General features: G+C 59.5%; 17 protein-coding genes and 7 pseudogenes. 13 read left to right on the top strand and 11 right to left on the bottom strand.

From position 1 onward, the window contains the following. Both tnpA and NKJ35_RS29565 read right to left on the bottom strand, forming a co-directional pair. Positions 1–308, bottom strand: a 308-nt coding sequence (gene tnpA, locus NKJ35_RS29560; protein WP_352651130.1) for an IS66-like element accessory protein TnpA, incomplete at its 3' end; no start/stop codon positions are given. Positions 309–674: 366 nt separating this feature from the next. Then, a pseudogene (locus NKJ35_RS29565) lies at positions 675–1,177 on the bottom strand (DnaB-like helicase N-terminal domain-containing protein). 131 nt (positions 1,178–1,308) lie between these two features. Here NKJ35_RS29565 and NKJ35_RS29570 point away from each other — a divergent pair. Continuing rightward, positions 1,309–1,488 (top strand): DUF982 domain-containing protein, encoded by a 180-nt coding sequence (locus NKJ35_RS29570; protein WP_352651157.1) that lies wholly within the window; start codon positions 1,309–1,311, stop codon positions 1,486–1,488. 32 nt (positions 1,489–1,520) lie between these two features. Here the strand turns inward: NKJ35_RS29570 and NKJ35_RS29575 are convergent, their stop codons facing one another. Beyond that, on the bottom strand, positions 1,521–1,862 hold the full coding sequence (locus NKJ35_RS29575) for a hypothetical protein (protein ID WP_352651132.1): 342 nt from the start codon (positions 1,860–1,862) through the stop codon (positions 1,521–1,523). 225 nt (positions 1,863–2,087) lie between these two features. Here NKJ35_RS29575 and NKJ35_RS29580 point away from each other — a divergent pair. Beyond that, positions 2,088–2,432, top strand: a pseudogene (locus tag NKJ35_RS29580) (helix-turn-helix transcriptional regulator); the annotation flags it as partial. Positions 2,433–2,475: 43 nt separating this feature from the next. Here NKJ35_RS29580 and NKJ35_RS29585 read toward each other — a convergent pair. After that, positions 2,476–3,204 (bottom strand): annotated as a pseudogene (locus tag NKJ35_RS29585) (substrate binding domain-containing protein); the annotation flags it as partial. 4 nt (positions 3,205–3,208) lie between these two features. Here NKJ35_RS29585 and NKJ35_RS29590 point away from each other — a divergent pair. Together NKJ35_RS29590 and NKJ35_RS29595 are read left to right on the top strand one after the other, a co-directional pair. Beyond that, a pseudogene (locus NKJ35_RS29590) lies at positions 3,209–3,899 on the top strand (MBL fold metallo-hydrolase); the annotation flags it as partial. A 355-nt stretch (positions 3,900–4,254) separates the two neighbouring features. Continuing rightward, positions 4,255–4,722 (top strand): YidB family protein, encoded by a 468-nt coding sequence (locus tag NKJ35_RS29595; protein ID WP_352651133.1) that lies wholly within the window; start codon positions 4,255–4,257, stop codon positions 4,720–4,722. A 3-nt stretch (positions 4,723–4,725) separates the two neighbouring features. On the opposite strand, the gene NKJ35_RS29600 is transcribed toward NKJ35_RS29595, so the two are convergent. Beyond that, positions 4,726–5,181 carry a DNA ligase-like domain-containing protein gene (locus NKJ35_RS29600; protein ID WP_352651135.1) on the bottom strand — a complete coding sequence of 152 codons (456 nt, stop codon included), beginning with the start codon at positions 5,179–5,181 and terminating at the stop codon, positions 4,726–4,728. 813 nt (positions 5,182–5,994) lie between these two features. Here NKJ35_RS29600 and NKJ35_RS29605 point away from each other — a divergent pair. The 3 genes and pseudogenes from NKJ35_RS29605 to NKJ35_RS29615 form a co-directional block, all read left to right on the top strand. Continuing rightward, positions 5,995–6,171, top strand: coding sequence for a hypothetical protein (locus NKJ35_RS29605; RefSeq protein WP_352651136.1), 177 nt, complete (start codon positions 5,995–5,997; stop codon positions 6,169–6,171). A 473-nt stretch (positions 6,172–6,644) separates the two neighbouring features. Beyond that, positions 6,645–7,154, top strand: coding sequence for a ferritin-like domain-containing protein (locus tag NKJ35_RS29610; protein WP_352651138.1), 510 nt, complete (start codon positions 6,645–6,647; stop codon positions 7,152–7,154). A 541-nt stretch (positions 7,155–7,695) separates the two neighbouring features. Beyond that, positions 7,696–8,031: pseudogene (locus NKJ35_RS29615) on the top strand (helix-turn-helix domain-containing protein); the annotation flags it as partial. Between the two features lie 49 nt (positions 8,032–8,080). Here NKJ35_RS29615 and NKJ35_RS29620 read toward each other — a convergent pair. Beyond that, positions 8,081–9,130 (bottom strand): IS110 family RNA-guided transposase, encoded by a 1,050-nt coding sequence (locus tag NKJ35_RS29620; RefSeq protein ID WP_352651139.1) that lies wholly within the window; start codon positions 9,128–9,130, stop codon positions 8,081–8,083. A gap of 45 nt (positions 9,131–9,175) precedes the next feature. On the opposite strand from NKJ35_RS29620, the pseudogene NKJ35_RS29625 reads away from it, so the two are divergent. Continuing rightward, a pseudogene (locus NKJ35_RS29625) lies at positions 9,176–9,613 on the top strand (IS630 family transposase); the annotation flags it as partial. 413 nt (positions 9,614–10,026) lie between these two features. Here the strand turns inward: NKJ35_RS29625 and NKJ35_RS29630 are convergent. The 5 genes and pseudogenes from NKJ35_RS29630 to NKJ35_RS29650 all read right to left on the bottom strand — a co-directional run bounded on the left by NKJ35_RS29630 (position 10,027) and on the right by NKJ35_RS29650 (position 16,185). Beyond that, positions 10,027–10,647 (bottom strand): DUF4142 domain-containing protein, encoded by a 621-nt coding sequence (locus NKJ35_RS29630; RefSeq protein ID WP_352651143.1) that lies wholly within the window; start codon positions 10,645–10,647, stop codon positions 10,027–10,029. 45 nt (positions 10,648–10,692) lie between these two features. Next, the gene (locus NKJ35_RS29635) at positions 10,693–12,090 is read right to left on the bottom strand and encodes a cytochrome B6 (RefSeq protein ID WP_352651144.1); all 1,398 of its coding nucleotides are present in this window, start codon (positions 12,088–12,090) and stop codon (positions 10,693–10,695) included. 399 nt (positions 12,091–12,489) lie between these two features. Further along, positions 12,490–12,936, bottom strand: coding sequence for an MgtC/SapB family protein (locus NKJ35_RS29640; RefSeq protein WP_352651145.1), 447 nt, complete (start codon positions 12,934–12,936; stop codon positions 12,490–12,492). Between the two features lie 707 nt (positions 12,937–13,643). After that, positions 13,644–14,689: pseudogene (locus NKJ35_RS29645) on the bottom strand (sensor histidine kinase). Further along, positions 14,686–16,185 carry an ATPase domain-containing protein gene (locus NKJ35_RS29650; protein WP_352651146.1) on the bottom strand — a complete coding sequence of 500 codons (1,500 nt, stop codon included), beginning with the start codon at positions 16,183–16,185 and terminating at the stop codon, positions 14,686–14,688. Before NKJ35_RS29650 ends, NKJ35_RS29645 begins: the two are co-directional and overlap by 4 nt. Positions 16,186–16,614: 429 nt before the next feature. Between NKJ35_RS29650 and NKJ35_RS29655 the strand changes: the two genes are divergently transcribed. The 5 genes from NKJ35_RS29655 to NKJ35_RS29675 all read left to right on the top strand — a co-directional run bounded on the left by NKJ35_RS29655 (position 16,615) and on the right by NKJ35_RS29675 (position 23,100). Then, positions 16,615–17,346, top strand: a complete 732-nt coding sequence (locus tag NKJ35_RS29655; RefSeq protein WP_352651147.1) for a Crp/Fnr family transcriptional regulator — start codon at positions 16,615–16,617, stop codon at positions 17,344–17,346. A 23-nt stretch (positions 17,347–17,369) separates the two neighbouring features. Next, on the top strand, positions 17,370–17,621 hold the full coding sequence (locus NKJ35_RS29660) for a DUF6894 family protein (protein ID WP_352642606.1): 252 nt from the start codon (positions 17,370–17,372) through the stop codon (positions 17,619–17,621). Between the two features lie 319 nt (positions 17,622–17,940). After that, entirely contained in the window at positions 17,941–18,504 is a 564-nt protein-coding gene (locus tag NKJ35_RS29665) for a sigma-70 family RNA polymerase sigma factor (protein ID WP_352651148.1), read from the top strand. Positions 18,505–18,632: 128 nt separating this feature from the next. Continuing rightward, positions 18,633–21,986: a DEAD/DEAH box helicase gene (locus tag NKJ35_RS29670; protein ID WP_352651149.1), complete on the top strand. Its 3,354-nt coding sequence runs from the start codon at positions 18,633–18,635 to the stop codon at positions 21,984–21,986. A gap of 697 nt (positions 21,987–22,683) precedes the next feature. Beyond that, entirely contained in the window at positions 22,684–23,100 is a 417-nt protein-coding gene (locus NKJ35_RS29675) for a response regulator transcription factor (protein WP_352594237.1), read from the top strand. The last annotated feature ends 20 nt before the right edge of the window (positions 23,101–23,120 follow it).

A 23,120-nucleotide genomic window follows, 5' to 3' on the forward strand; every position in this document is an offset into this window, starting at 1 on the left:
GGCCGATGCTTCGCCGCAGGCTTCGGAGGCGCTGCCGTCACCACCGCCGGCACGAACATGGATTCCAATATTGCTGCCTCCCCCATCGGCCGGCGAGCAGCCCGACGCCAAGTGAACAATTGCTGCGGGGAAAGCCCATACCGGCGTGCCACAGCACAAACCGTCTCGCCCGCCTCGTAGCTCTCCGCCACTATCCGGGCCTTCTCCTCCGGCGGCCACTCACGCCGCCGACCCGAACCAGTGAAGATCTCCAGCCGACGGACCGGCTCCTCGTCCCTGGACTTAAGCGTAAACTCTGAAATCGTCATATGTCGAAGCCCTCAAAGGCCTCGAACATCGTCCCTTACATCCACGCGCGAAAGGTGCCGCCGGGACAGCGCTTACTTCTCATCCATCGGCGTTGCTTACAAACTTGGTGCGGACGTGCTCGTTCTCTTCCACAAGCAGGATACTGGCGATTGAACCTACGACTATCGACAAAATGGAGCGTTGAGCCTGCGAAACGGAAGTGGCGATAGAGCAACCGTCTGGGCTCAGTCGCTCGCTACTTAATTGCTTGTGAATCGTTCTTCACCAAGCAGTCTGCCGCCTCGATCAGACGCCGTTGCGCACGTATCCTGCTGCACAGCGCGATATTCTGGGCCAGCATTTCTTCTGTGCGTCTAAGCGCGAGCTCAGTCCGATTGATGCGCTCCCTGGCATCGGCCATCGCGCGTCCGTGGGATTCCATTGTGTTGATCATGATTTGCTAACTCATGACGGACCGAATCGTTCCTCATGCCGACCGCCTCATCCTTGCTCGGGACGGTTCCCCTCGCCCCGCCTTCAAAGCATGTCCAGAACCAGATGCCGGCGCCGTAGTCGTAGGAGCCAGAGGTGGTGACGGCTTCAGACGCCAGGCGGATGACATAGGCGAACATTGTCAGTTCGGCGATCATCTGGTCAGCCGGTATATACGGCTTGATCGTGATCGGATTGACCGGCCTGCCCTCGGCGATCATCGTTCCCATGACCTCGTAGAGGTCGCCGGGGAGCTTTTCGCTGAAATGTTCGGCTTCAGGAATCCGGCCACGCGCCAGTAGCATTCGTTCGAATTCAGGATGGCGCCGAGCAATGCGGCCTCGGCCTCGATGGCGTCAGGGAGCGGTTGTTTGAAGTCGCGGGGATGCGCGTTCATGCAACCACCGCCAGGTCTTCGCGTTTAACCGCCTTCAACCATGGCGAGGGAGAAAAATGATCGCGTTCATCCCGATTACAATCTACCTGAATGGCAAGTCGACGGTGGTCGCATCGATAGCCGACGCTGCGATGGCACTCGAGGAACCATGGCCATATAAGGCCAAACCGCGACGGCTCGAAGCGGTCCGAATGATCAAAGAATGCATGGCGGGTCATTGCAACCAACAAGCTGCGATAGATGCCTTCAAGGCGGCCGCAGCAGAACAGGGCCTTCTTAAGCAAAGGCCTCCGCTCGTGGGTCTGAAATGACTTGGCGGAATTGTTGAAGAGCTGATCTGAAGTCATGCCGCCCTCGCCATTTTGAACCGCTGGCAGGCCTCGCCAGCCATCGCTATGCCGACGGCTTCCGCGGCATCCGCATTCTTCACGTCGATCTTCAGAACCCGGCAGCGCTCGACGGCGGTGCGCTTCCACATGGCGCGGTCGAAACCAGGCGAGCGTCCCATGCCGAGGAAATGCTTTCGCCACGTCGACGATGGGATGGTTTCCCATGGAATGCCGTAGCTGCCGCCGATGATTGCCACGGCGGCGCAGACCAGCCCCTCGAGCTGCAAGGCGTTCGGGTTGAGTCCACAGGGTTGGTAAGCGTCTGGCGGGTCTTCTTGAATGAGACGACGTTGCACATCGGCTGCTCGATCGCCACGAAGTCGGGCCGGTTGCCCTTTATCATGTCGCGAAGCTGGCGACCGAGCGATTCCGCCTTCTCCTCGGCGTTCTCGCCGATGGCTTTGATGAGACCGTCTTGATCGAGGAGAGTGAGGAACCGGGCTCATAGCAGGCGAAGCCAGTTACAGTGGCGATGTCGAGGCCGAGGATAATCATGACGTCCTCGCCAACGGATCAAAACGCCCGGTCTCCTGCGCGGTATGGCCGATCCGCTGCTCGCACCGACCTTGCGCCGGATTGACGCGGATCCAGGTCGCAGCATGACGGTGGAAACACTCGCGCGGGATGCTGCCATGTCCCGTTCGACCTTCTTCGATCGTTTCCGGAGGGAGGTTGGCCTGGCCCCGATGGAATACGCGACCGGCTGGCGCATGGCGCTGGCGAAGGAATTCCTTCGCAAGGATGTTGCCACGGCGGAGATTGCGCAACGCGTCGGCTATGGCTCGGCAAGCGCCTTCAGCGTCGCGTTCAGTCGGCATGTGGGAATACCGCCCAGCGCCTATTCGCGGGTAAACACCGCTGGGTAACGCCGGCCCGATTGCAAAATGTGGAGCAGGCTGCTTTGGCCCCTCACTTGCCGATGTAGGCCGCCAGTTCATCGGGCGTTCCGTTGGGAAAAGCCTGCTTCAGAAAATCCAGGAAGGCAGATACACGCGCGCTCAACAGACGCCGCGACGGGTAAAGCGCCCACAGCGCGTTCTCGGAACCCTCGATATCACCCCAGTGCAGCAAAGTGCCGTCGGCCAGGTCGTGACTCACCAGCGAAATCGGCATACGAGCAGCGCCTACGCCGGTTCGCACGGCATCCCGAACCATGATGAGGGACGACAGTGCGAGAATGGGCTCGATCCCGATCGTCGCGGATCCTTCTGAAGTCACGACGTTCCAGGTCTGCCGATCGCTGGCCCCACGCACGACACCTGGCACCGAGAGATCTGCGGCCGGCCGGGGCAGATCGGGGCTTGCCACGACGACCAGGCGATCATGCAGAAAGGCTCGGCCGACAAGACTTTCATCTGGGTCCGGATTGACCCGGATGACCAGATCATAACCTTCCTCGATCATGTCCACGGCTCGGTCCTCTGTCGTGACTTCCAACCGCACGTCGGGATATTTCAATGCAAAGCCCGCCGCGATCCTGCCCATGGCTGTCTGCGAAAACAGCAGCGGCGCGCTGATCCGTAACCTGCCGCGCGGCTTGTCCCCGCCCGCCGCGATCGTGGCCGCCGTTTCGTCGAGCTCCGTCAGCAGAGAGGCTGTCCGCTCATGAAGGGCGCGTCCTTCCTCAGTGAGTTTGAGGTGGTTGCCGACGTCCCGCAGCAGCATTCTTGCGGTCGCGGAAAAGCGGTTTGGCACGAACGCACGGCCGGCCGCGATCATCCTGACCCACGGCCATTTCGACCATGTGGGAACGGTTCTAGACCTCGCGAACAAGTGGGACGTCCCTGTCTTCGCGCATCCACTCGAGCGCCCCTATTTGGACGGAACCGCATCCTATCCGCCACCCGATCCCTGGGTCCGGGGTGGACTGATGGCGCTGCTTTCGCCGCTTTTTCCACGCGGGCCAATTGATCTTGGCAACCGTTTGGAACTCTTACCTGCCGACGGATCGATCCCCGGAATGCCCGGATGGCGACGGTTACACACACCCGGGCACGCCCCTGGGCATATCTCGCTCTGGCGCGAGAAGGACCGTTCGCTGATCGTCGGGGACGCTTTCATCACCACCGGTCAGGAGTCAGTCTATGAGGTCGCCGTCCAGCGTCTCGAGATGCACGGTCCGCCGCGCTACTTCACGCCGGACTGGGATGCCGCGGAAAGATCCGTGAAGCACCTGGCTGCCCTGAACCCGCAGATGGTCATCAGTGGACACGGTGCGGCTGCTGCGGGAGTGGGAATGCGTCACGCTCTTGACAGCCTGGCTGTTTAGGGTGTTCGCCGTCCCGCCGAAATTGAAATTTGTGCGCGAGCCGGCGGCAGTCCAAGGTAGCTGAGGCTAATCGAGCCGCCGTCGTTCTGAAGTATGGTCAAGTTGGGCAGACTCTATCTCTCGAGCCGGTAGAGTTACCCGTCGGGTCGCGCGCCCCATCGTCGCCGACAAACTCTGACAAGCGGAACAAACCCGGGAGGCGCCGGGTTAGGGCGTTCGATCGGCGCAGGGCGACTGCGGCCAAGCGCCCCGAAGTTCTGCGTCAGGAGAAGACGTCAGATGGAAAACGAGTACCCCGAAGGACGCGTCCTCTCCGCCGGCGAGCCGACCGGCAAGAAGTTGTTCGAGCCCACACGCGTCGCCATCCGCCAAGACTTGGCTTCGGTTCGCTCATCGGCCAAAACCGTGGAGGAGACCAAATGGCAAATCTGGGAAGATTGGCGATCGCGATGCTTGGGGTTCTGGCATACCAAAATCGCGACAAGCTCTGTGAATCGATTCCGGGAGCGGGGTATCTTAACCCAAACGACCCGCAACGCAGAATTCTGGCTCAGATAACGAATGGCGTGTCGAGGGCTGACCTTGGTGAGATCCTCGACCGGTTCAGGGAGGTGGGGGCAGGATCGAAGGTCGACTCGTGGGTTGGCAGCGGGCCAAACCAACCGATCGAGCCAAGGGACGTCGAAGCGGCAATGGACGAAGGTACACTCACGTCCATTTTGATGCACACGTGTCTTTCGCGCGAGGAGCTAATCAGAAGGATTGCGCGGGATCTACCCGAGACGGTCAACGAGATGACGCCGAATGGTGAATGGCCGCCTGAGCCGACACAAGGCTTGGATAAGTCGACCCTGCTCGAGGATGTATCCCAGACTAGCCTACTCTAGCCCTCATCGCCGAGCCCAGCAGAGAAGGTGGCGTATGTATTTGTGCTCACCACGAAGGTGCTTGATCCGCAACTTCACGCCGGCTCGACCCACTGGGTCGCTGGTCGCTTCTTGACGCCCTCCGGAGCGGCCGGCATGGTCCTTTACCCGTTTCCATAGCCGTTCCTTCATGTCGGGGGCCGCTCCGATATGGGATGTCGGCGCGCTTGGAAACGATCCCCTCCAGCCCCGCCTGGTCGGCGAGATAGAAGATGGCCTTCGGATCGCCGGGTACCACCTCGCTGAACTATTCGGCTGGATGATGCCGAACAGGATTTCGCGGCGCGCCTTGCAGCCGACATCGCGTAGATCGTGGCCGTCGAGATGCATGATGTCGAAGGCGCCGAGGATCATGGCGTAGGGGTCGCTGTGAACGGCCTTCTGCAGCGCGTCGAAGTCGGGCAGCGGCCCCTGCCTCATTGGTGACGACCGCCTCGCCCTCGAAGATCGCGTTCTTGACCTCGAGCCCGCTCGCCTTCGACGAGGCCGGTATATTTGCTCGTCCAGTTGGCGCCGGACTTGCTGAAGACGCGGATGTCGTCGGGGCCGTTGATGATTAGCTGGGTGCGGTAGCCGTCGAGCTTGATCTCGTGAACCCAGTGTTCGCCCTCGGGTGGCTTTGGGACCAGCTTGGGCTCGATCGGCGGAATGAACTCGAGGCGGCCCCTGCTACTCCTTGGTTTACGCACGGAATGGAGTCTAGGCCCGATCGCACTGGCGCCTAGGGGAACGTACGATGATCATTTTGTTAAATTAGCAATGATGCATGAACGGGCGTATAGTCCAGCCCAGCCGGGGCGAACGCTCTCAGCCGGTAGGTGCAGCGGCCAAATCGTCGTCTCCCAAATGCCGTCGGGCTATCCCAACAGGTTATGACGGATGACGACTTGAGACGGGATAAGCACAATCCGCCAACTATGAGGGGCAAAAACCGGGGCATTTGGAGTTCTGTCCAATTTGCGGGCAGACATTCGATAAGCGAAACCTTGTCGAAGTGCTGCATCATCACCTTCCCGAGCATGAGCCGTTCGCGATGGATAGGTGACGCACATAGAAGCCGCCCCGGTTTTCTCGCCGCACGTGCCAGGACGGAATTTCGAACTGAACCGCATAGCGCGGGGGGGCACGCGAGCCACTTGTCCGATCACCCGCTCAGAAATTTCTCTCAAACATTCCCGAGGAACAAGTCCGGCCCCTAGATGGTTCGGTCGTATGCAGCATGCAGGTTCGGCCATGGTTGAGGTCGACAAAAGGAAGCAGAAGGTTATCGCCGACCTTATACGACGGTGGATCACGTCAGAAGCCATCCGTGACTACCTCCGCAAGGCGCTAAACCTTCCGGTAGAAGAGGGGCTGCCGGACGAGCATAAGTCTTTGCTTGACGAAATTGATCAGGCCGACAGAGAGTGAGCACGTGTCAGCTGTGAACTTCCCGGGATGTTTGGTTAAAAACGTGCGCGGCCAGACTCATCGCCCTGATCGGCTTAGAGTTACTTCCGTAAGGGAGTGCTCTCATGCTGCCGTTGCCCCACGCCGTCGATCCAAAGATAGTTGCTGAGGCGGCGTCCTCGATCAGTTCGGCTATTAGCGTGCGGACCGTAAGTCGCGTAATCGGGGTACGTTGCGTTAGGGAGCCTTTAGTTCGTCGCAATTCAACACTGTTTGTCATGCAGAACGAAGGTTGGCAGTAGACGAGAGCCTCCGCAGAACCCGCTTTCTCGGTTAGTGAGGCAATGATGCCGATAACGCCCGCCGCTTGGCGTTGGATTCTGTTAATCTAAGTCCCATGATTTGCGGCCTCGGACGGATCAGACCGAGGCCCGCTTCTCTAGGAACAATCTCGCAGTTCGGCAGTTCTCTTTTGTCACAAAGGAGATTTGAAAATGTCAGAGTCGCGAGAATGGCTGGTGCAATGGCTTCGGGACGCTCATGCCATGGAGGAGCAGGCCGAAACAATGTTGAACGGGCAGCTAAGCCGCATTGAGAACTACCCCGAGCTCAGCGACCGAATGCGCCTGCACCTAGATGAAACGAGACAGCAGGCTGCTCGGCTGAAAGCCTGTCTCGACCGGATGGATGAGGGTTCGTCCACAATGAAAGATGCTGGCGGAAAGGTGACTGCCATGGCGCAGTCGTTGAGCGGCTTCTTTGCCGCCGACGAGGTGATGAAGGGTTCCCTCGCGAGCTATACGTTCGAACACATGGAAATCGCCTCCTACACGATCCTCATTGCCGCCGCCGAATCCCTGGGCGAAACCGAGGTCGTGCGAGCTTGCGAAGACAACCTCCGAGAGGAGGTCTCGATGGCGGAATGGCTAAAAGACCATCTTCCGTCGACAACCGAGGAGTTCCTCGCGAGGGCCGAGACCGAAAGCGACACTGCTAAGCGCTGATCTGCTGCACCTGGCTGAGCGGTGCCTGGCGTCGGACGCGCAGCCCGTCACTCCAGTCGGGCACGTCGCCTCGAACAAAGGGGGTCGTCGGCTCCCTGTATTCGCCCTGCGCCAAGTTAGCATCACGGGACCACTCAATAGCCGCGGCATGTTTACTCGCAAGAGCGTTCGCGGTCCTTACTGCCCGATCTTCCGACTGCTGCTCTGCTGGACCGAAGTCAGCTGAAGGTGCCCGGTCTCGTCGACGAACGCGTTGGCAACAATGAGTTGGGTGCCTTCTGCTGCGGTAGGATGCTCTCGCATGCTGGCTGCCTTCCTCTGCCGCGAACCTGTTCGGTGTCGCTGCGACCATCTTCGGCGGTGCCATCCCCTGCTAACTCACGACTCAAAGTAGCGGCCGCTAGAGCCAGCCCACGCTCCAGGGGCAGCGTTGGCGACGAGAGGGGCATTGACTAGAGCACGTCCTGTGATCGATGAATCGATTGTGATGTGACGGCTGCGTTTTGTGCTGATTCAACATCCACTTCGATGGAGGTGGACGATGGGAAGAGCATTGAGCGGTGATCTTCGGTCGCGGGTCTTGAAGGCTTCGGACGACGGCATGTCGGCGCGGCAAGCGGCGGCGCGGTTCGGCGTGGGAGTGTCAAGCGCGATCCGCTGGATTGCGCGGGCGAAGATCGGCGAACTGGCGCCACGCCCGCAGGGCCGCCGCCGCGCCTCCAGCCTCGATGCGCATGAAGCCTTCATCGTCGGGCTGATCGAGGAGCGCAAGGACATCACGCTGAACGAGATGGTGGAGCGGCTCGTCGCCGAGCAGTCAGTGCGGATCAGCCGCAGCGCCTTGAGCGCCTGGCTTCGCGGTCACGGCTGGACATTCAAAAAACGTATGGCCCGCCCGTCTGCAAGAGGATTTTACGGTGTTCTGATCAGTCTGCGTCAACGTATACGGTCTCATGGGTTAGCCCCATGGCCAAGATGGAAATCCGCGCGTTCAACAGCGCCCAGACTATTCGGGCGTTCTTGTTCGCCAGCGCCACGATCACCAACATCGGCGGTTTGCGCTCGAGCATCCGGCCGAGCCAGGATCCTTTAGGCACCCCTTTGCGCTTGGCCCACCGCACCACGGCGCTCGCTGCGATAATAAGGAGCCGCCTCAGTGTGCGCTCTCCCATCCGAGATGTTCGGCCCAGTCGTTCCTTGCCGCCCGTAGAGCGCTGAACCGGCGTTAATCCGACCCAGGCAGCGAAGTCACGGCCCGATCGGAACGTCTCCGCTGGCCGCGCGAGCGCCTCTATGGCGGTGGCGATCAGGGGGCCGATCCCAGGCACGCTCATCAGACGCCGAGTCGCGTCGTCGGCTTTGGCGCGGGCAGAGATCTCCGTATCCAGCGCGGCGATTTGGTTCTGCAGATGGCGCAACCCCTCGGCGAGGAGGGCAAGGCAGGAGCGAGCAGCTTCCGGCACACTCGATGTGGGATCCTCGATTTGAGCGATGAGGCGTCCGATATGGAAAGGTCCTTGCGGCGCGATCAGGCCGTATTCGGAAAGATGGCCGCGGATCGCGTTGATGAGTTGAGTGCGCCGGCCGACCAGGATATCACGGGTCCGGAAGATCACGGCGGAGGCCTGCTTGGCTTCGCTTTTCACAGCCACGAAGCGCATGGTCGGACGCTGCGCCGCCTCGCAGATCGCCTCCGCATCGGACATCTCGTTCTTCTGCCGTTTGACGAAAGGCTTCACATAGGCGGGTGCGATCAGCCGCACGGTGTGGCCGAGCTTCCCGATCTCCCGACCCCAGTAGTGGGCACCCGGGCATGCCTCCATTGCCACCAAACACGGTGGTTGGGCGGCAAAGAAAGCCAGCACCTGGTCGCGCCGCAGCTTCCTGCGGAAGATGACCGCTCCGGCAGAGCTCGCTCCGTGTGCTTGAAAGACATTCTTGGCCAGATCCAGGCCGATGGTGCTAACTTCCGTCATAGGCGCCTCCTTTAAGTGGCTGAGAACACCTCCACTCTGGCACATCGATGCGGTCGGGGGCGTCCACCCCATCACTGGAAGACCACGACCTTCACCGGAGCGCTGCGGCTGACGGGCATGACTGCGCCCTTCGTCTACGACGGCGCCATGAACGGCAACATGTTCCTGGCCTATGTCGAGCAGGTGCTGGTCCCTACATTGTCGGAGGGCGACGTAGTCGTCATGGACAACCTGCCCGCCCACAAGGCCGCAGGCGTGCGCGACGCGATTGAGGCCGCAGGCGCGAGCCTGCTCTACTTGCCGCCCTACAGTCCCGACTTCAATCCGATTGAGAACGCCTTCGCCAAACTCAAGGCGCTGCTGCGAGCAAAGGCCGAGAGAACCATCAAGGCTCTCTGGGACGCGGTCGGCGCGGTCGTCGACCTCTTCACCCCAGCCGAATGCGCCAACTACTTCAAAGCCGCAGGATATGAACCGGATTAAACAGGACGTGCTCTAGTTCTCTAGCCCCACCATGGGCAGCTATGGCCTCGTTGGTCACAAGCTTCCAGTCGGCAGGATCAAGTTGCTGTTCCTGCGATCTCCGCTTTGTCCCATGGCTATTGTTCTCTCTGTGGCTGCCTAGCGGCACGCGTTGGAAGACGTAAGCTCGACACCGAATGGAAGCTCAGCAATGCCCGGGGCTGGGCAGCTTCTATATTCAATGCTGGTCTGCAAAAGCAAGCGCAGGTTCCAGCCGCGTGACCTGAAGGGAACCTTCGGGACATTGAGCCGGAACTCGTGGGGAATGAGCTGCGAGCGATGCGGAGGTTTCCATCATCAAGGCGACTGCATGGCCGGCCCGTGGGCAATTTAAGCACTGGGTCCGCCGTTTTACGTGGCGCGCGCTAACCCATTCACTTTCTTGGCGGCCCCGAAGCGGCGTCGGCGAGCGCCTGGGTTGCGAGTTTTGCTTTGATGTCGCGCGCCATCCGCAGATGCTCGAGCACAGTCGGCAAAGTATCTGAGGCGAAATGCTGAAGGTCGGCATCCTGGCCTGACCCGATCTCCCATTCGAGCAGTTGCACAGTCTTCTGGTGATCGGTGATCTGGCCGCTGATATAGGCGAGGTCGAACGCTGCCCCTTCGAGCTTTTCGAGCTTGGCGCGCAGCTGCTTGTGCTCGTCGTCGAGCCCTTGCTGCAGTGGGATCTTGTCGGTCTCGGCAAGCGATTTCAGTTTCTCGTTTGCCGCTGAGTGATCGTCGACCATGCGGCTGGCAAATTCCTTGATGGCGGAATGGCCGGATTTTTTCGCAAGATTACCGAAATCGACTTCTGCCGTGCCGCCGGCGGCGGCGAGCTGCGCGAACAGCCGGTCCTGGTAATTCGTCTGATGCGGCATGGGCTGGCCCGGCGAGTCCATCAACGTGTCCGGGGCGTTACCGGCCGGATTTCCGATCTGCGCAAAGAGCGGGGATACCAAGAGAGGCGATGCGCAGAGTGCCGTCAGGCCCAAGGTCGTTGCAAGAACACGCATGAAAACCTCCACCGAAGATGTGCCGACCGGTCGGCCTGCCGCGTGTCAAAGCGCGAGCATATAGGCGACGAGATCATCCTTCTCGTCCTGGGTGAGCTTGACGCCGAGTACCAGGTTGAAAAACTCCACCGTATCGGCCAGCGTCATCAGGCGGCCGTCATGCAGATAGGGTGGCGTGTCCTTGATGCCGCGCAGCGTAAACGTCTTGATCGGCCCGTCGGGCAGTTCCACCATGTCGTTGACGGTCCGCCCGGGTTTGTAGAAGCGCTCCAGTTTCAAATCGTGCATGTTGTTGTCCATGAACGATGTTTGTGGGTCATGGCATGCCGAGCAGCGGCCCTTGCCCATGAACACCCGCTCGCCCGCCAGTTCTTTTTCGCTGGCCATGGCGGGATCGAGCTTTCCGAACGCATCGAGCTTCGGCGCCGGCGGAAAGTCGATGATGTTCTGCATCTGCGCCATCATCGCCACCTGATTGGTGCGGTCTGGCAGGTTGACGCCCTTCCTGGTGGCGCTGACATGGTCGCCATTGAAATAGGCGGTGCGCTGCTCGAATTCGGTGAAATCCTCGACCGAACGCAACGACCGTTTCGATCCATGAATTTGCTGATTGAACAGGCCGCGCAGGCTGGTCGAATCGAGGCGGAAGCGCGCTGCCTGCGGCCTGATATCGGGCGTTAGATGAAAGGCGGCATTGGTGTTGAAATTGGCGTGACAATCGAGGCAGGCTACTCCCATGCTTTGCCCAGCCACCTTGCGGTCCTCGGTTTGGTTGAATTCCTCCTGCGGGAACGGCGTCAACAAAAGCCGCAGACCCTCCATCTGCACCGGCGTGATGATGCCGTTCATGATTTCGTAGTAGTTGCGGATAGTCAGCAGCTCGCCGCGCGACACGTCGCCAAGCTCCGGATGAGTGGTCAGGAATATCGGTGACGGGAATTCCGGGGTGAGGTAATCGGGAAGATCGAAGTCGACGTCGAAGCGCCTCAGGTCGCGTCCTTCCTGCCGGCCGACCTCGCGGATCTCCTCTTCCGGAAAGACCTGGCCTCCGGCCGCCTGTTTGACATGTGGCAGCGGCAGGAAGCCGTCAGGCAGCAGATCGCGGTCGCGGATCTCGCCAGGGCTCATCTCCGCCAGGCCCTGCCAGGTTTGGTCCTTTGCCAGCTTCACGCGGACGCCCTCCTGGACCGGCTTGGTGCCGCCGGACATTTTCACGCCCGGCATGGGACGGTCCGAAAGGTCGTATCGCGCGTCCAGCAAGGCCTTCTGGCGCGCCATCACGCGTGGCTTCTCTGCCTCATCGTCGGCCTTGACTGCCGAGAACGGACGGGCCGGCAGCGGCCGGTAAGTGAGATCGGGCGGCAGCGGATCCGATAAGGCGCTGAGGCTGGCGGCAACAACGACAAGCGCGCACGGAACGCCCGCATTCCACACTCTGCGCATTTTTCCCTCCTGGCTGGATTTACGCCGAACCACACCGCGCGCGATTTGTTCCCCGCGGGAAAAAGCACAAGTTTCGGGTCGGGTATCTTGGGACGGGTGCGATAATTCGTGACTTATGACCTCTGCCCGCCAATTGAGATTTGGTCGAAACTACCCAAGAATCTACGCCAGTTTCTCCCCGGTGGGACCAGCAGCTTGGAGCGGGGAGGGCCGCTAGGCGTGACTAGCGAGCCTTAGGGTGCTCGCCTTCGAGCGAACTCGTGCGCTCAAGCAAATGGGAACGAGCCATGCGAACGAAGTACGTGGCGTGCTGCCCAGTATCCAGCCACAAGGCGCCCCGCAATCGGTCAATGCATCTGGCACGGCACTGCACTTGATGTCTGAGCTTGGGCGGCGCGGCTAACCTATGTATTCGCCTCTGTCCTCAGCTTTTGCGCCGCTTGGACACTTCTTCCCCCGACATTGGCTTCCCTGGTACGGTATTTTCGCCAATGCCAGACTTGGCTGCAAATCATAAAGAAGGCCTGCAGCGACAAGCACCAAAAGCGTGCCGAGCGCGGCCACCTGCCACAGACCAAGCCCGCACGCCACGCCAATTGCGCCAGACAGCCACAGGCCCGCACCGGTCGTCAGCCCGTGGATCTCGCCTCTCGAAAACAAGATCGATCCGGCAGCAAGGAAAGCGACGCCAGTGGTGACCGCTTCGACGACGCCAATCGGATCGACCTTTACGGAATCCTGCAGAAATATCGACGCGTGAACGATTTCCATCGTCAGAATGCCGAACGTAGCCGCTGCCACGCAGAGCACAATATGCGTCCGAAGCCCTGCAGGCCGATTCGCCATTCGCGTTCGAAACCGATCGCAGCACCGAAGATCGACGCCAATAGAAGCCTCGCCGCAATGACTGGAAACGGGACGTATGTCGGATGGCCGAATTCTTGGAGAAGTTGTTGCATGAGTAGCCCAGGTTGCCCGACACAACGTGATCGGGATGGCCCGGTTCCCCAAGCGCTGCGGGTGCCGCAGCTGTGCGCTGTTTTGACATTTCGACCTTGGGGTGTCGGATTATTTGCATGCAAACGACATTTGCGACGCTATCCTCCCCTTCCTCAACGTACCATTCTGGGAGGAATGCATGGCTGCGAATGAGCAACATTCCGTTGAAATCGTGAGGGCGAAAGAGTGGTCGGTTCGCGTGACGGTCAATGGTACGACTACCACGGTTCCTTTTACAGCTGAGAGCTACGCGCGCTCGTTTGCAGACGGTCAGGCGTTCCGGCTGGGCGTTCAGGTCGCGGAGCTCAAAAGGTCGGCTTAGCAGCGGGGTTTGTCCCAACGTCACGGCGCCCCGATCAGCCCACGTATCTCCGACAGCGTGGGTCACAGGGTGCCGCCAGGCGCCGGGGGCCTGAGGAGCCCGGATAGCGAGCCCAACTCGCAACCTGCATCGTGGCGTACCGTCGAATCGCTGAAGAAAGTCGCGGAGCCAGCGCTTTAATTAGTGGCTTCGGCTGCGGCCACAGGCTAGTTCGTCGCGTCCGGCAGGTCACTCAGGAGTACGCTGGCACGAGTCTCGTATCGCGTAAAGGCAACGCCATAGTGAAACGCAGGCCGTCTGGATCGTAATGCAGTTCGATCTTTGCATTGCACTGCACTGTAACCACCCTTTCGAGCAATGTCGTTCCAAAGCCTCGTCGAGTCGGCGGCTGCACAATGGGGCCGTCCCGCTCCTAAGCCAATGAAGATGCAGGATCTGCTCACCTGCGGAATCTGGTATCCACCATTGCACTTCAAGGCGGCCTTGCGGGCGCGAGAGGGCGCCGAATTTTGCCGAGTTGGAGGCAAGTTCATGAAACGCCATGCCGACAGGTATCGCAATGTCCGCGACGAGGGCCACATTCGGACCATGCAGTGATATTCGCGGCTCGCCATGGATCTCGTAGTGCCTCAGTTCCGCCTCAAGCAACTTCTGTAAAGAGGCCGTCTGCCAATAGTCGTCTGTAAGCATTGAGTGCGTGTCGGCAAGCGACACGATTCTTGCGGAGAAATCACGCACGAAGCTGTCGACGCTATCGCTGGACCGGGCCGTCGCTCCCATCATCGCTCTCACGTTGGCCAGGGTGTTTTTGACCCGGTGATGAAGCTCGCGGATCAAGAGCTTTTGACGATCTGCGACCTCCTGTTTCTGTTCAAGGTGGGACTTGACCTCGAGCTGGCGTGCACGGGCACGCAACGCCGACCGCACCGAATTGGCCAGGCTTGAGGCCAGGAAAGGCCTTTCGAGAACGATGAGATACCGATCCAGAAACGCAAGACGCTTGTCGAATTCCGTTCCCCGCATTGCCAGAAGAACTACTGGAAAATCAGACCACGCAGGTTGGTTTTGCAGCCAGGCGGCGAATTGGCTCCGGTCGGAATTGATGAGCGCTTCTTCGGCGACGACGAGGCAGTGTGCGCTGTCGAGAAGCCGCAAAACCTCATCCAGATTTGCACAGATGCGTGTGCCGATCCCGTGTTTTGCCAGAATCGAGGCGGCTAGCTGAGCGTCTCGACCAACCGGGGCGAGCACGAGTATGACAGGTTCTTTCGGCGTCATGGCTTTTTGTCAGCGAGCAGATCGCTTTGTTTGCCCTCAAAAAAGGGCACGCCTGTAAGTATTCCCCTGAATTGGTCGAGCGGCTCGCCGACAGCTATGCCCTGGCTGCTGACCATGAATTCACGAATAGTGTCCTCATGAGGGCCAACTCGCCTCTTCACCACCGAAATCGCTCGTCGGATGCGACCGCCACTTTCGAAAAACCTCAGCAACATCACTGCATCAGACAGATAGGTCATGTCGATTGGCGCCGCCGTCTGGCCGATCAGCCCGTGATTGGCGAGCAGCAGGATCGTCACGACGCCCTTCTGGTTGAGGTAGGTGAGAATTTCATGCATCTGCAGCACAAGGTGCTGCTCTTCGGACATCGAATTCAGATACCCTGTGAGGCTGTCGATCACTACGATCCGGGCATCAAGCCGCTCGACTGCGATCTTGATCTTTGATGACAATTCGCCGGGTGAAAGATCGGCCGGGTCGATCTGTTCGAGCAGGAGCATTCCGTCTTGCAGGAAGGCCTTGAGATCCATACCGACGCCGGCTGCACGTCCCAGGAAAATGCGATCAGTTTCATCGAACAGCAGAACCAGGACGCGCTCACCGCGCTGAAGCGCTGCATGACAGTAGGAGCAGGCTATGGTGGACTTCCCCACACCCGAAGGGCCGATCAACAGCGTGCTTGTGCCCCGATCGAGGCCACCGCCGAGCAGAGTGTCCACGGCATTTCCGCTTAAGGCCGGCGAGCCGTGTTCGGCTTCAGGGTGCTCGGCGGCGACCAGTCGCGGAAAGACCGTGACCCCGCCCGGCCGGATGACAAAGTCGTGGTAACCGCCACGTATTTGCACCCCACGCATCTTTATCACCCGCAGGCGCCGCCGCTCGCCACCATAGATCGGGGTCAGTTGCTCCATGCGGATGACCCCATGGCTGATCGAATGCAGGTTGAGGTCATCCTGCTCGGCCGTGAGGTCGTCGAGTAACAACACCGTCGCATGGTTGAGCAGAAAGAAGCTTTTCAGCGCCAGGACCTGCCTGCGGTAGCGTAGCGAGCCCTGCGAGAGCAGCCGGATTTCGGACAGAGAATCGAACACGACGCGCTGTGGCTTAATACGGTCGATCTCAGCCAAGGCCGCCTGCACGGTCTCCCCGAGTTCCAGGTCAGAAGAATGCACGAGCGTCTGCAACTGGGAGGGATCAAGGCTGAGTTCTGGAGGAACGAGTTCCAGAATTTCAATCCCGTCCAGAGTCCAGCCGTGCCTGCTTGCCACGGATATAAGCTCGCGCTTGCTTTCGGATAGCGTAATGTAGAGGCATTTCTCGCCTTGCGAGGCCCCCTTGATAAGGAACTGAAGTCCGAGCGTGGTCTTGCCTGAGCCAGGCCTTCCCTCAACGAGGTGTGACCGAAATTTGGCATAACCCCCGCGCAAAACATAGTCGAGGCCTTCTACCCCGGTCGCTAATGGTGAGGCGTCATCTTCGTTCACGTTGCCCCTCATGTAGGTTGCTGAACAGCTTAACGATTGTCAGTTTTGATGGTTCCAGAAGGCCGAAAGGCGCTGGAAGAGCCTCCTCTACAAGCTGCTCACGACGCCGTTCATGTCGGTGAGCTGATTGGTGCTGGGCCCCCACTGCAAAGGTTCCCCTTTGCTCGGAAGGAGGCCGATAGTTAAATTCGTACAGCAACGATGGCAGACCGGAGGCGTTCGTAGGCCATGTATTTTGGATTCGGCAGCAGGTGATTTGGATGGACCGGTCTCTTTGCAACCGATCGGCTTCCAGCAGACGTGCCGCTCCCAGCTTCGGGGGTTGGATCGGAATAGAGGATGTCCATCGGCAATTGTTGTCTCGAGCACTCGCAGTCGCCGGAGAGCACTTGAACGTATAAGTGCAAACTTGCGATAACAACCAAAGTAGGTCCACAAATCTTGTCTTCAGTTTTGTCGTCAGACGTGCTCATCCGCAAAATTCGAAGAATCGCTGATATCAGCGACGATGACGCCGCGGTCCTGCGGGGCATGTCGACTCAGGAAAAGGATGTCGCAGCCAATCAGGATATCGTATCGGAAGGCGATAGCCCCACAAATTCGTTTGTGGTTCTGGACGGCCTGGTGTGTTCGTCCAAGTATACTGGTCAGGGAAGACGGCAGATCACCAGCTTCTTTGTCGCAGGAGATATTCCCGATCTGCATGGCCTGCATCTTTCTGTCATGGATTGCAGCTTCTCGAGCCTGACGCCAAGCAGACTAGGCTTCATCCGGCATAGCGTTCTTCGCCCAATTTGCGAACAGCATCCGCGTATCGCGACGGCGTTCTGGCGATCGACCCTGATCGACGCCTCCATCTACCGGGAATGGGTCACCAATGTGGGGCGACGCGAGGCCTACGCCCGCACAGCCCACATCCTATGCGAGCTTATCGTGCGTTTGCGGTCTGTCGGACGCATCGAGGACTACGTAGCGGACCTCCCCCTCACGCAGGCCGCTCTTGGCGATGCTCTCGGCTTGTCGACTGTTCACGTGAACCGCACCCTTCAGGAACTGCGCGGCGACGGCCTGATTGCCACCTCAGGCACAAGGCTGCGTGCTCTCGACTGGCCCCGCCTGGTCCGAGCAGGAGACTTCGATCCGACGTACCTGCACCAAAGGGACATTGCTTAGCTTTTGATTAGGATGCCGATCGCATGCGACGATATTTTTTTGACAGCGGCGATGCTGAGCATCTTGTTGAAGACGACATGGGCGTGGAATGCGAAGGGATCGCGGCAGCCCGCCAAGCAGCTGTCGACGGTCTGATAGACTTGGCGCGGGAAGCACTGGGAGGTTCGGAGCAGCAACAGCTGTTGGTGGATATTCGTGACGAGAGCGGGCGAAAGATCCTGAGGCTCAGCTTGATTCTCAAAATCGAGAAGCTTGAACTCAGCGCTTCGAGATGAGTCTGGGAATGGTGCATTTTGCTCAACAGAGACGGGCGACTGGTTCGCTCGGGGCGTCGTTGTCTGTCCAACTACAGGCGCCATCATATCGGCGGCAATGGTCTGACTGCTACAATGTGGCCAGCCTGCAAAACCCTCGGGGTTAACGAATGTGAATGCTTGAGCCCATGCCCCAGGGCAAGGTGGCGGGAGGTGCCTGTAGGTGCCCGCTGGATCAGGCCCAGTCGCAATCTCTCCGCGAAGCCTGTTTCTCGAGTTGTTCAACAGAGCCCAAGCAAGGCTCTGAGGGAGGCCGATTTTGTCACACAGGGGCGATACCTTGGCTCAGCAGGGCGCTGGTGAACTTTCCATCGTCGAGTTCATTCCCGCATTGCGCGCTTTCGCCCGCGCTTTTTGCCAGGCCCGGGAAGATGCCGACGATCTGGTGCAGGAAACGTTGACCAAAGGGCTGGCCAACATCGACAAGTTCGAGCCCGGAACGCGAATGAAGTCATGGCTCTTCACGATCATGCGGAACACCTATTATACGCGCTTCAGGGCTGCCACGAGGGAAGCACCAGGTATCGTTGACTGCGCCTCGCTTGCACCCGTTTCGCAGCCTGCACAGGAGTGGTCGCTGCAAAGCAAGGAGGTCCACCGGGCAATTCAAAGCTTGCCAAAATCTCAGAGCGAAGTGCTGATGCTAGTGGGGGTGCTTGGTGTCAGCTACGAAGAGACTGCCGTGATATGCGGTTGCGCCGTTGGAACGGTCAAAAGCCGGCTCACTCGCGCACGGGCAGGCGTGCTAGAGTTTCTAGGCGAAAAATTAGCACAGGAGCTGACAGAAAAACGCGATTACCTGCGCGATGCGCGATCGGCTTCAACAATGGCCGGCAACGCCTGACTATAGAGGGCCGGCTAGGAGGGGTTGCGGTGACCGATACTCATTGGAACTAGTGTTGCCCCAGGGTCCTCCCACGAGAACGCGGGCGCGCCTTGCGGCCGTTCTGTCCTGGGATGGGAAGGTGAGATGTGGATAGAAAGACCTCAAATGCTGGAGAAGCTGAACAGCTCGAGCAATTTGAGCGCGCTTCTGCGAAACAGCGCGAACTCGCAACCGGAGGAGAGGGCGACACACCGCCAGCTGCCGCAGTCGCTGCGGCGTTGATCAGTGTTTTGGAGACCGGTCGAAACCGCGACATTTTCCATGTCGCGAGTTGCGAACGAGATGCAGCTGACATCACGCAGGCATTGCGCCACTTTCTCCCAGGAGCTGAGATACTGTATATGCCGCCCTGGGATTGCCTGCCCTTCGACAGGGTGTGGCCCACTCGCGCCACCATGGGGCGGCGGGTTAGCGTCCTGCAAGCTATTGCGGCCCTTCCAAAAGGTCCCCGCATCACAGTTACTTCGGTCGAATCTGCCCTGCAGCGGGTACCTCCCCCCTCGCTAATCGACCAGGGTTTCGCCACCCTGCAGATCGGACAGAAGATGGACCTGGGGGCACTTCGGGTGTTGGCTGAGAGAACAGGCTATGTTGTCGACGATCAAGTCGATGAACCTGGCGAGATAGCCGTCCGCGGCGATCTTGTCGATATTTTCCCTGCCGACCGTGACGACCCAGTACGTGTTGTGCTGGGTCCTGGGGGCGCCATCTCTGAACTCAAGACATATGACCCAGTCACTCAACGAAGCGAGCGATCTCTGCACAATGTCGTGGTTGGCCCGGCATCGGAGCTCATCGTGGAAGCCGGCAACGAGTTCGACCGCGCAGCGATGCGCACAGTCCCCATGGAGGAACGCCTGGTCTCGCTCCATTCCGACTTGCCAGCGCTTTTCGATGTCGCGTCGACAGCCTCCATCTGCTTCCTGGCTGGACTGGAAGAGATCGGGCTTGCTCGCGTGTTGGACCTCATTGAGGATGCGTGGCGCGGCAGACACCAAGTATCAGCGACGGCGGGGTTGGCCGCGAAACGATTTTATTTGTCGCGCGAAGAGTGGAATAGCGCGCTGCGGGATCGCCAGTGCTTGAGACTTACTCTGCCGGTCGGTCGAATTCCCAAATTCTACCACCTGCCGCGAGCTGGGCGCGAATTCGCCGCGTTCGCCGAGGCACGCGCAAGTTCGGGGTTTAGTGTGGTGGTGACAGGCGATGCTTCGGAACTGCGCCGAGCAGACCGGCTGATCGAGCATCAGCTCGGTCACAAGATGGAGCCAGTCGCCGACTGGCCGCAAATCCTCTCGGTCAAAAGGGGCTCTCTTCTCAAGGCGGAGTTCTATCTTACGGAGGGCTTTGTCGATCCGCTGTCCCGAATTGCAGTTGTTGCGGCAGCGGACATATTCGGTCCCTCATGGACTGCAAACGCAGGGTCCGGCAGCGGCATAGTCGAACCCGACCTGCGGGTCGGCGATCTAGTTGTCCATGAAGACCACGGCCTGGGCGTCCTTGCCGCCATCGAACAAATTGAAGTGGCTGGCCTGCAACAGGATGTCGTGAAGGTTGAATATCATGGTGGCGCTTCCTTGCTGGTTCCAGTGGAGGAGTTCGGCCGAATATGGCGCTACGGATCCGAGCCAGATGCAGTGGCCTTGGACCGACTAGACAGCGAAGGTTGGAACAAGCGACGCCAGTCTGTGGCCCGCGAGATCGAGAAGGTGGCCAGGCGGCTGGTTACCATGGCGAAGGCCAGGTCCCGCCAGTCCGCCGAAATGATCAAGCCGTCGCGTGCCGACCTTGCGCGCTTCGCGGCGCGATTTCCGTACGCCGAAACCCTCGACCAGACCGCCGCAATCCGAGCCGTAATGAACGACCTGTCGTCGGGCAAGAGGATGAACCGGCTGGTCTGCGGCGACGTCGGCTTTGGAAAGACGGAGGTGGCGCTTCGGGCGTGTGCTGCCGCAGCATTCTGCGGCAAGCAGGTTGCTGTCGTTGCGCCCACCACGGTGCTCGCGCGCCAGCACTACGAGACGTTCTGCCGTCGATTCGCAGGATTCAACATCGAGGTTGCTCACCTGTCCAGGGTGGTCGGATCGACAGAGACAAGGAAAGTTAAGGACGGTCTGAGAAGCGGTAACATTGCAATCGTCGTCGGGACCCACGCTGTTGCGGCCAAGGGGGTGGCCCTTAGCAATCTGGGGCTGCTCGTAATTGACGAAGAGCATCGGTTCGGGGCCAAGCTGAAGGAATCACTTCGAGGCCTGGCGCCATGCCTCCACACCTTGACGATGAGCGCTACCCCGATACCCCGCACCCTTCAATTGGCGATGGCGGGCGTGCAGGAAGTCAGCGTTCTGAATACACCGCCTGCCAAGCGGCGTCCGGTTCGCACCATCTTGGCTCCTTTCGATGCCGGTTCGGCCAAGGCTGCTCTGTTACGTGAATACCGTCGCGGGGGACAAAGCTTCTTTGTAGTTCCCCGGATAGACGACATCGGGACTGTCTTCAGACAACTGGGCAGGCTGGTTCCGCAGCTCTTGGTGAAGATCGCGCATGGCGAAATGAAAGCGCGTGAGTTGGACGAGATCGTGGTTCGCTTCGCCGCTGGCGAAGGTGACATTTTGCTGGCCACCGACATCATCGAAAGCGGACTTGATATACCGCAGGCGAACACCATTCTGGTTTGGCGGGCGGACCGTTTCGGACTTGCACAGCTCCACCAGCTTCGAGGGCGCGTAGGCAGAGGCAGACTGCAGGGCTTTGCGTTTCTGTTGACCGAGCCCGGTAAGGAATTAGCTGAAGCCACGAGGAGCCGACTTTCGGCTCTTGTGGCGCTCGACCGGCTTGGCTCTGGCCTGACCATCAGCCAAAGGGACCTCGACCTGCGCGGCGCAGGCGATCTTTTCGGCGAGGAACAGGCCGGCCACATAAAGCGGATCGGCGTAGGACTCTACCAAAAATTGCTCGAGCGTGCCTCGTCGGTTGCTCGTGGCGGCCCGTCGTCTGACACACAACTTCCGGACATCAATTTGCAAGCCGGAGGGTCATTCCCAGGAAGCTATGTGCCGGAGCCAGCGATACGCCTCAGCCTGTATTCGCGGTTGTTCCGTATGAGCACACATTCGGATCTGAATGCATTTGCCGACGAATTGGAGGATCGCTTCGGAGGCATTCCGAGCGAAGTGGCGACGCTGCTGGAGGTAACCCGACTGCGAATGGATGCAGCGCAGTTGGGCTTGAGCCAAGTCGACGTAGGACCCGAAGCGATTGCGATCACCTTTCGCACAAAACCCTCCGCGTCGGTCTGGGAGAACCTTAAAGGGGTGAATGGGTTCGAATTTCGGCGAGGCCGCTTGATCTTCAGGCCGCCAACTAAAACAGGCACTGGACAGCTGGACGTTCTACGAAGCCTGATCGGTTCCATTCGTTCCGCGCACGCACCAGGATAACTAGTGGCGAGACCGATTGCGGGTCAAAGCACGACCCGCAATGGCCCTAGTAGCGGTCCAAGAAGGCCAGAATCAGTCTTGCTGGATATGATCAAAGTCCACGGCGAGACCATGCCTGACCGCACGGTCGGCCACCATGTTCGCAAGCTCCCGGTCCGAGATTGAAGCCATCCCAACGACCTGCCTTAGCGCTCTCAAGGCGAGCCCTGTCGACATGACTCTATCACGCCGGCTGCGTATGCCGACATAGTGTTCCACTAGATCTTCAAGCTGTCGCACCTCGGGCCTCCACATCTGCTCTTCCAGGCCACTATGCTGAGGTTTGTGGCGTATGCATTCACATTCGTTAAGGGACTAAGACAAACGCGCCTGGCAGCCCACCGAATGCCAGGGCATGCTGGTTGCTTGCGTGTCATATGTCACAGCGTCGCGCGCTGAATGATCGTTCGCTCAGCTGTCGCGCAGATCTGCGCATCTACCGACTTTCACTCCACTTACCCGAACTTGCGCGACTGGCCACTCTCTCCTGACGCCGTCCCTTCGATGCGGGTATTTTTTGGGATTGTCTCTCAGCCCGTTCTTCATCTCTCCAAGAGGCAGGATGGCACCTCCCACGCACCCGGACGAAGTCTGTACGGGGCACGCAATTTGTAGGAAGTGGTCGGGAACAGGAAAGATGGTTGACCGTTCCAGCTGAATGGAAAATCGTCATGCGTCAAAGCCCGACACGATTTTGGTTGTTAGTGCTGACGTGACCACTCGTTCGGCCACGGCGGACTACCTTCGACATTGTGGCTACCGAGTTATCGAGGCAAAAGATGCCCTTGCTGCTCAAGAGGCGGTGGGGCATTCCGGCTTCTACGTAGATACCATTTTATCGGACGTTGATCTGCCAGGCGGGACGAATGGGTTTCAGCTTGCCGCGTGGGTTCGGCAGAATAGAGAAGACATCAAGGTGGTGCTGTCATCGGCCGTGGAACGAACCGCCAAAGCAGCCGGTGACCTCTGCCAGGATGGCCCTCGAATCGCCAAGCCGTATGACTTGGCAATTCTTCTGGCCCGCATCAGGAGATTGAACAGCTTGCCTTTTAGAGATCTCGACCAAAGTTCCTAAGCTTGTCAGCTTCGACACCA

The organism is Mesorhizobium sp. M0136, from assembly GCF_040322515.1.
In the GTDB taxonomy this organism is placed as follows: domain Bacteria; phylum Pseudomonadota; class Alphaproteobacteria; order Rhizobiales; family Rhizobiaceae; genus Mesorhizobium.

Excerpts from the sequence above, each read along its gene's own strand:
- NKJ35_RS29570 (WP_352651157.1), top strand. The coding sequence starts at position 1,309 with ATGGCACTCGAGGAACCATGGCCATATAAGGCCAAACCGCGACGGCTC.
- NKJ35_RS29595 (WP_352651133.1), top strand. The coding sequence starts at position 4,255 with ATGGCAAATCTGGGAAGATTGGCGATCGCGATGCTTGGGGTTCTGGCA.
- NKJ35_RS29600 (WP_352651135.1), bottom strand. The coding sequence starts at position 5,181 with ATGAGGCAGGGGCCGCTGCCCGACTTCGACGCGCTGCAGAAGGCCGTT.
- NKJ35_RS29605 (WP_352651136.1), top strand. The coding sequence starts at position 5,995 with ATGGTTGAGGTCGACAAAAGGAAGCAGAAGGTTATCGCCGACCTTATA.
- NKJ35_RS29610 (WP_352651138.1), top strand. The coding sequence starts at position 6,645 with ATGTCAGAGTCGCGAGAATGGCTGGTGCAATGGCTTCGGGACGCTCAT.
- NKJ35_RS29620 (WP_352651139.1), bottom strand. The coding sequence starts at position 9,130 with ATGACGGAAGTTAGCACCATCGGCCTGGATCTGGCCAAGAATGTCTTT.
- NKJ35_RS29630 (WP_352651143.1), bottom strand. The coding sequence starts at position 10,647 with ATGCGTGTTCTTGCAACGACCTTGGGCCTGACGGCACTCTGCGCATCG.
- NKJ35_RS29635 (WP_352651144.1), bottom strand. The coding sequence starts at position 12,090 with ATGCGCAGAGTGTGGAATGCGGGCGTTCCGTGCGCGCTTGTCGTTGTT.
- NKJ35_RS29640 (WP_352651145.1), bottom strand. The coding sequence starts at position 12,936 with ATGGCGAATCGGCCTGCAGGGCTTCGGACGCATATTGTGCTCTGCGTG.
- NKJ35_RS29650 (WP_352651146.1), bottom strand. The coding sequence starts at position 16,185 with ATGAGGGGCAACGTGAACGAAGATGACGCCTCACCATTAGCGACCGGG.
- NKJ35_RS29660 (WP_352642606.1), top strand. The coding sequence starts at position 17,370 with ATGCGACGATATTTTTTTGACAGCGGCGATGCTGAGCATCTTGTTGAA.
- NKJ35_RS29675 (WP_352594237.1), top strand. The coding sequence starts at position 22,684 with ATGGAAAATCGTCATGCGTCAAAGCCCGACACGATTTTGGTTGTTAGT.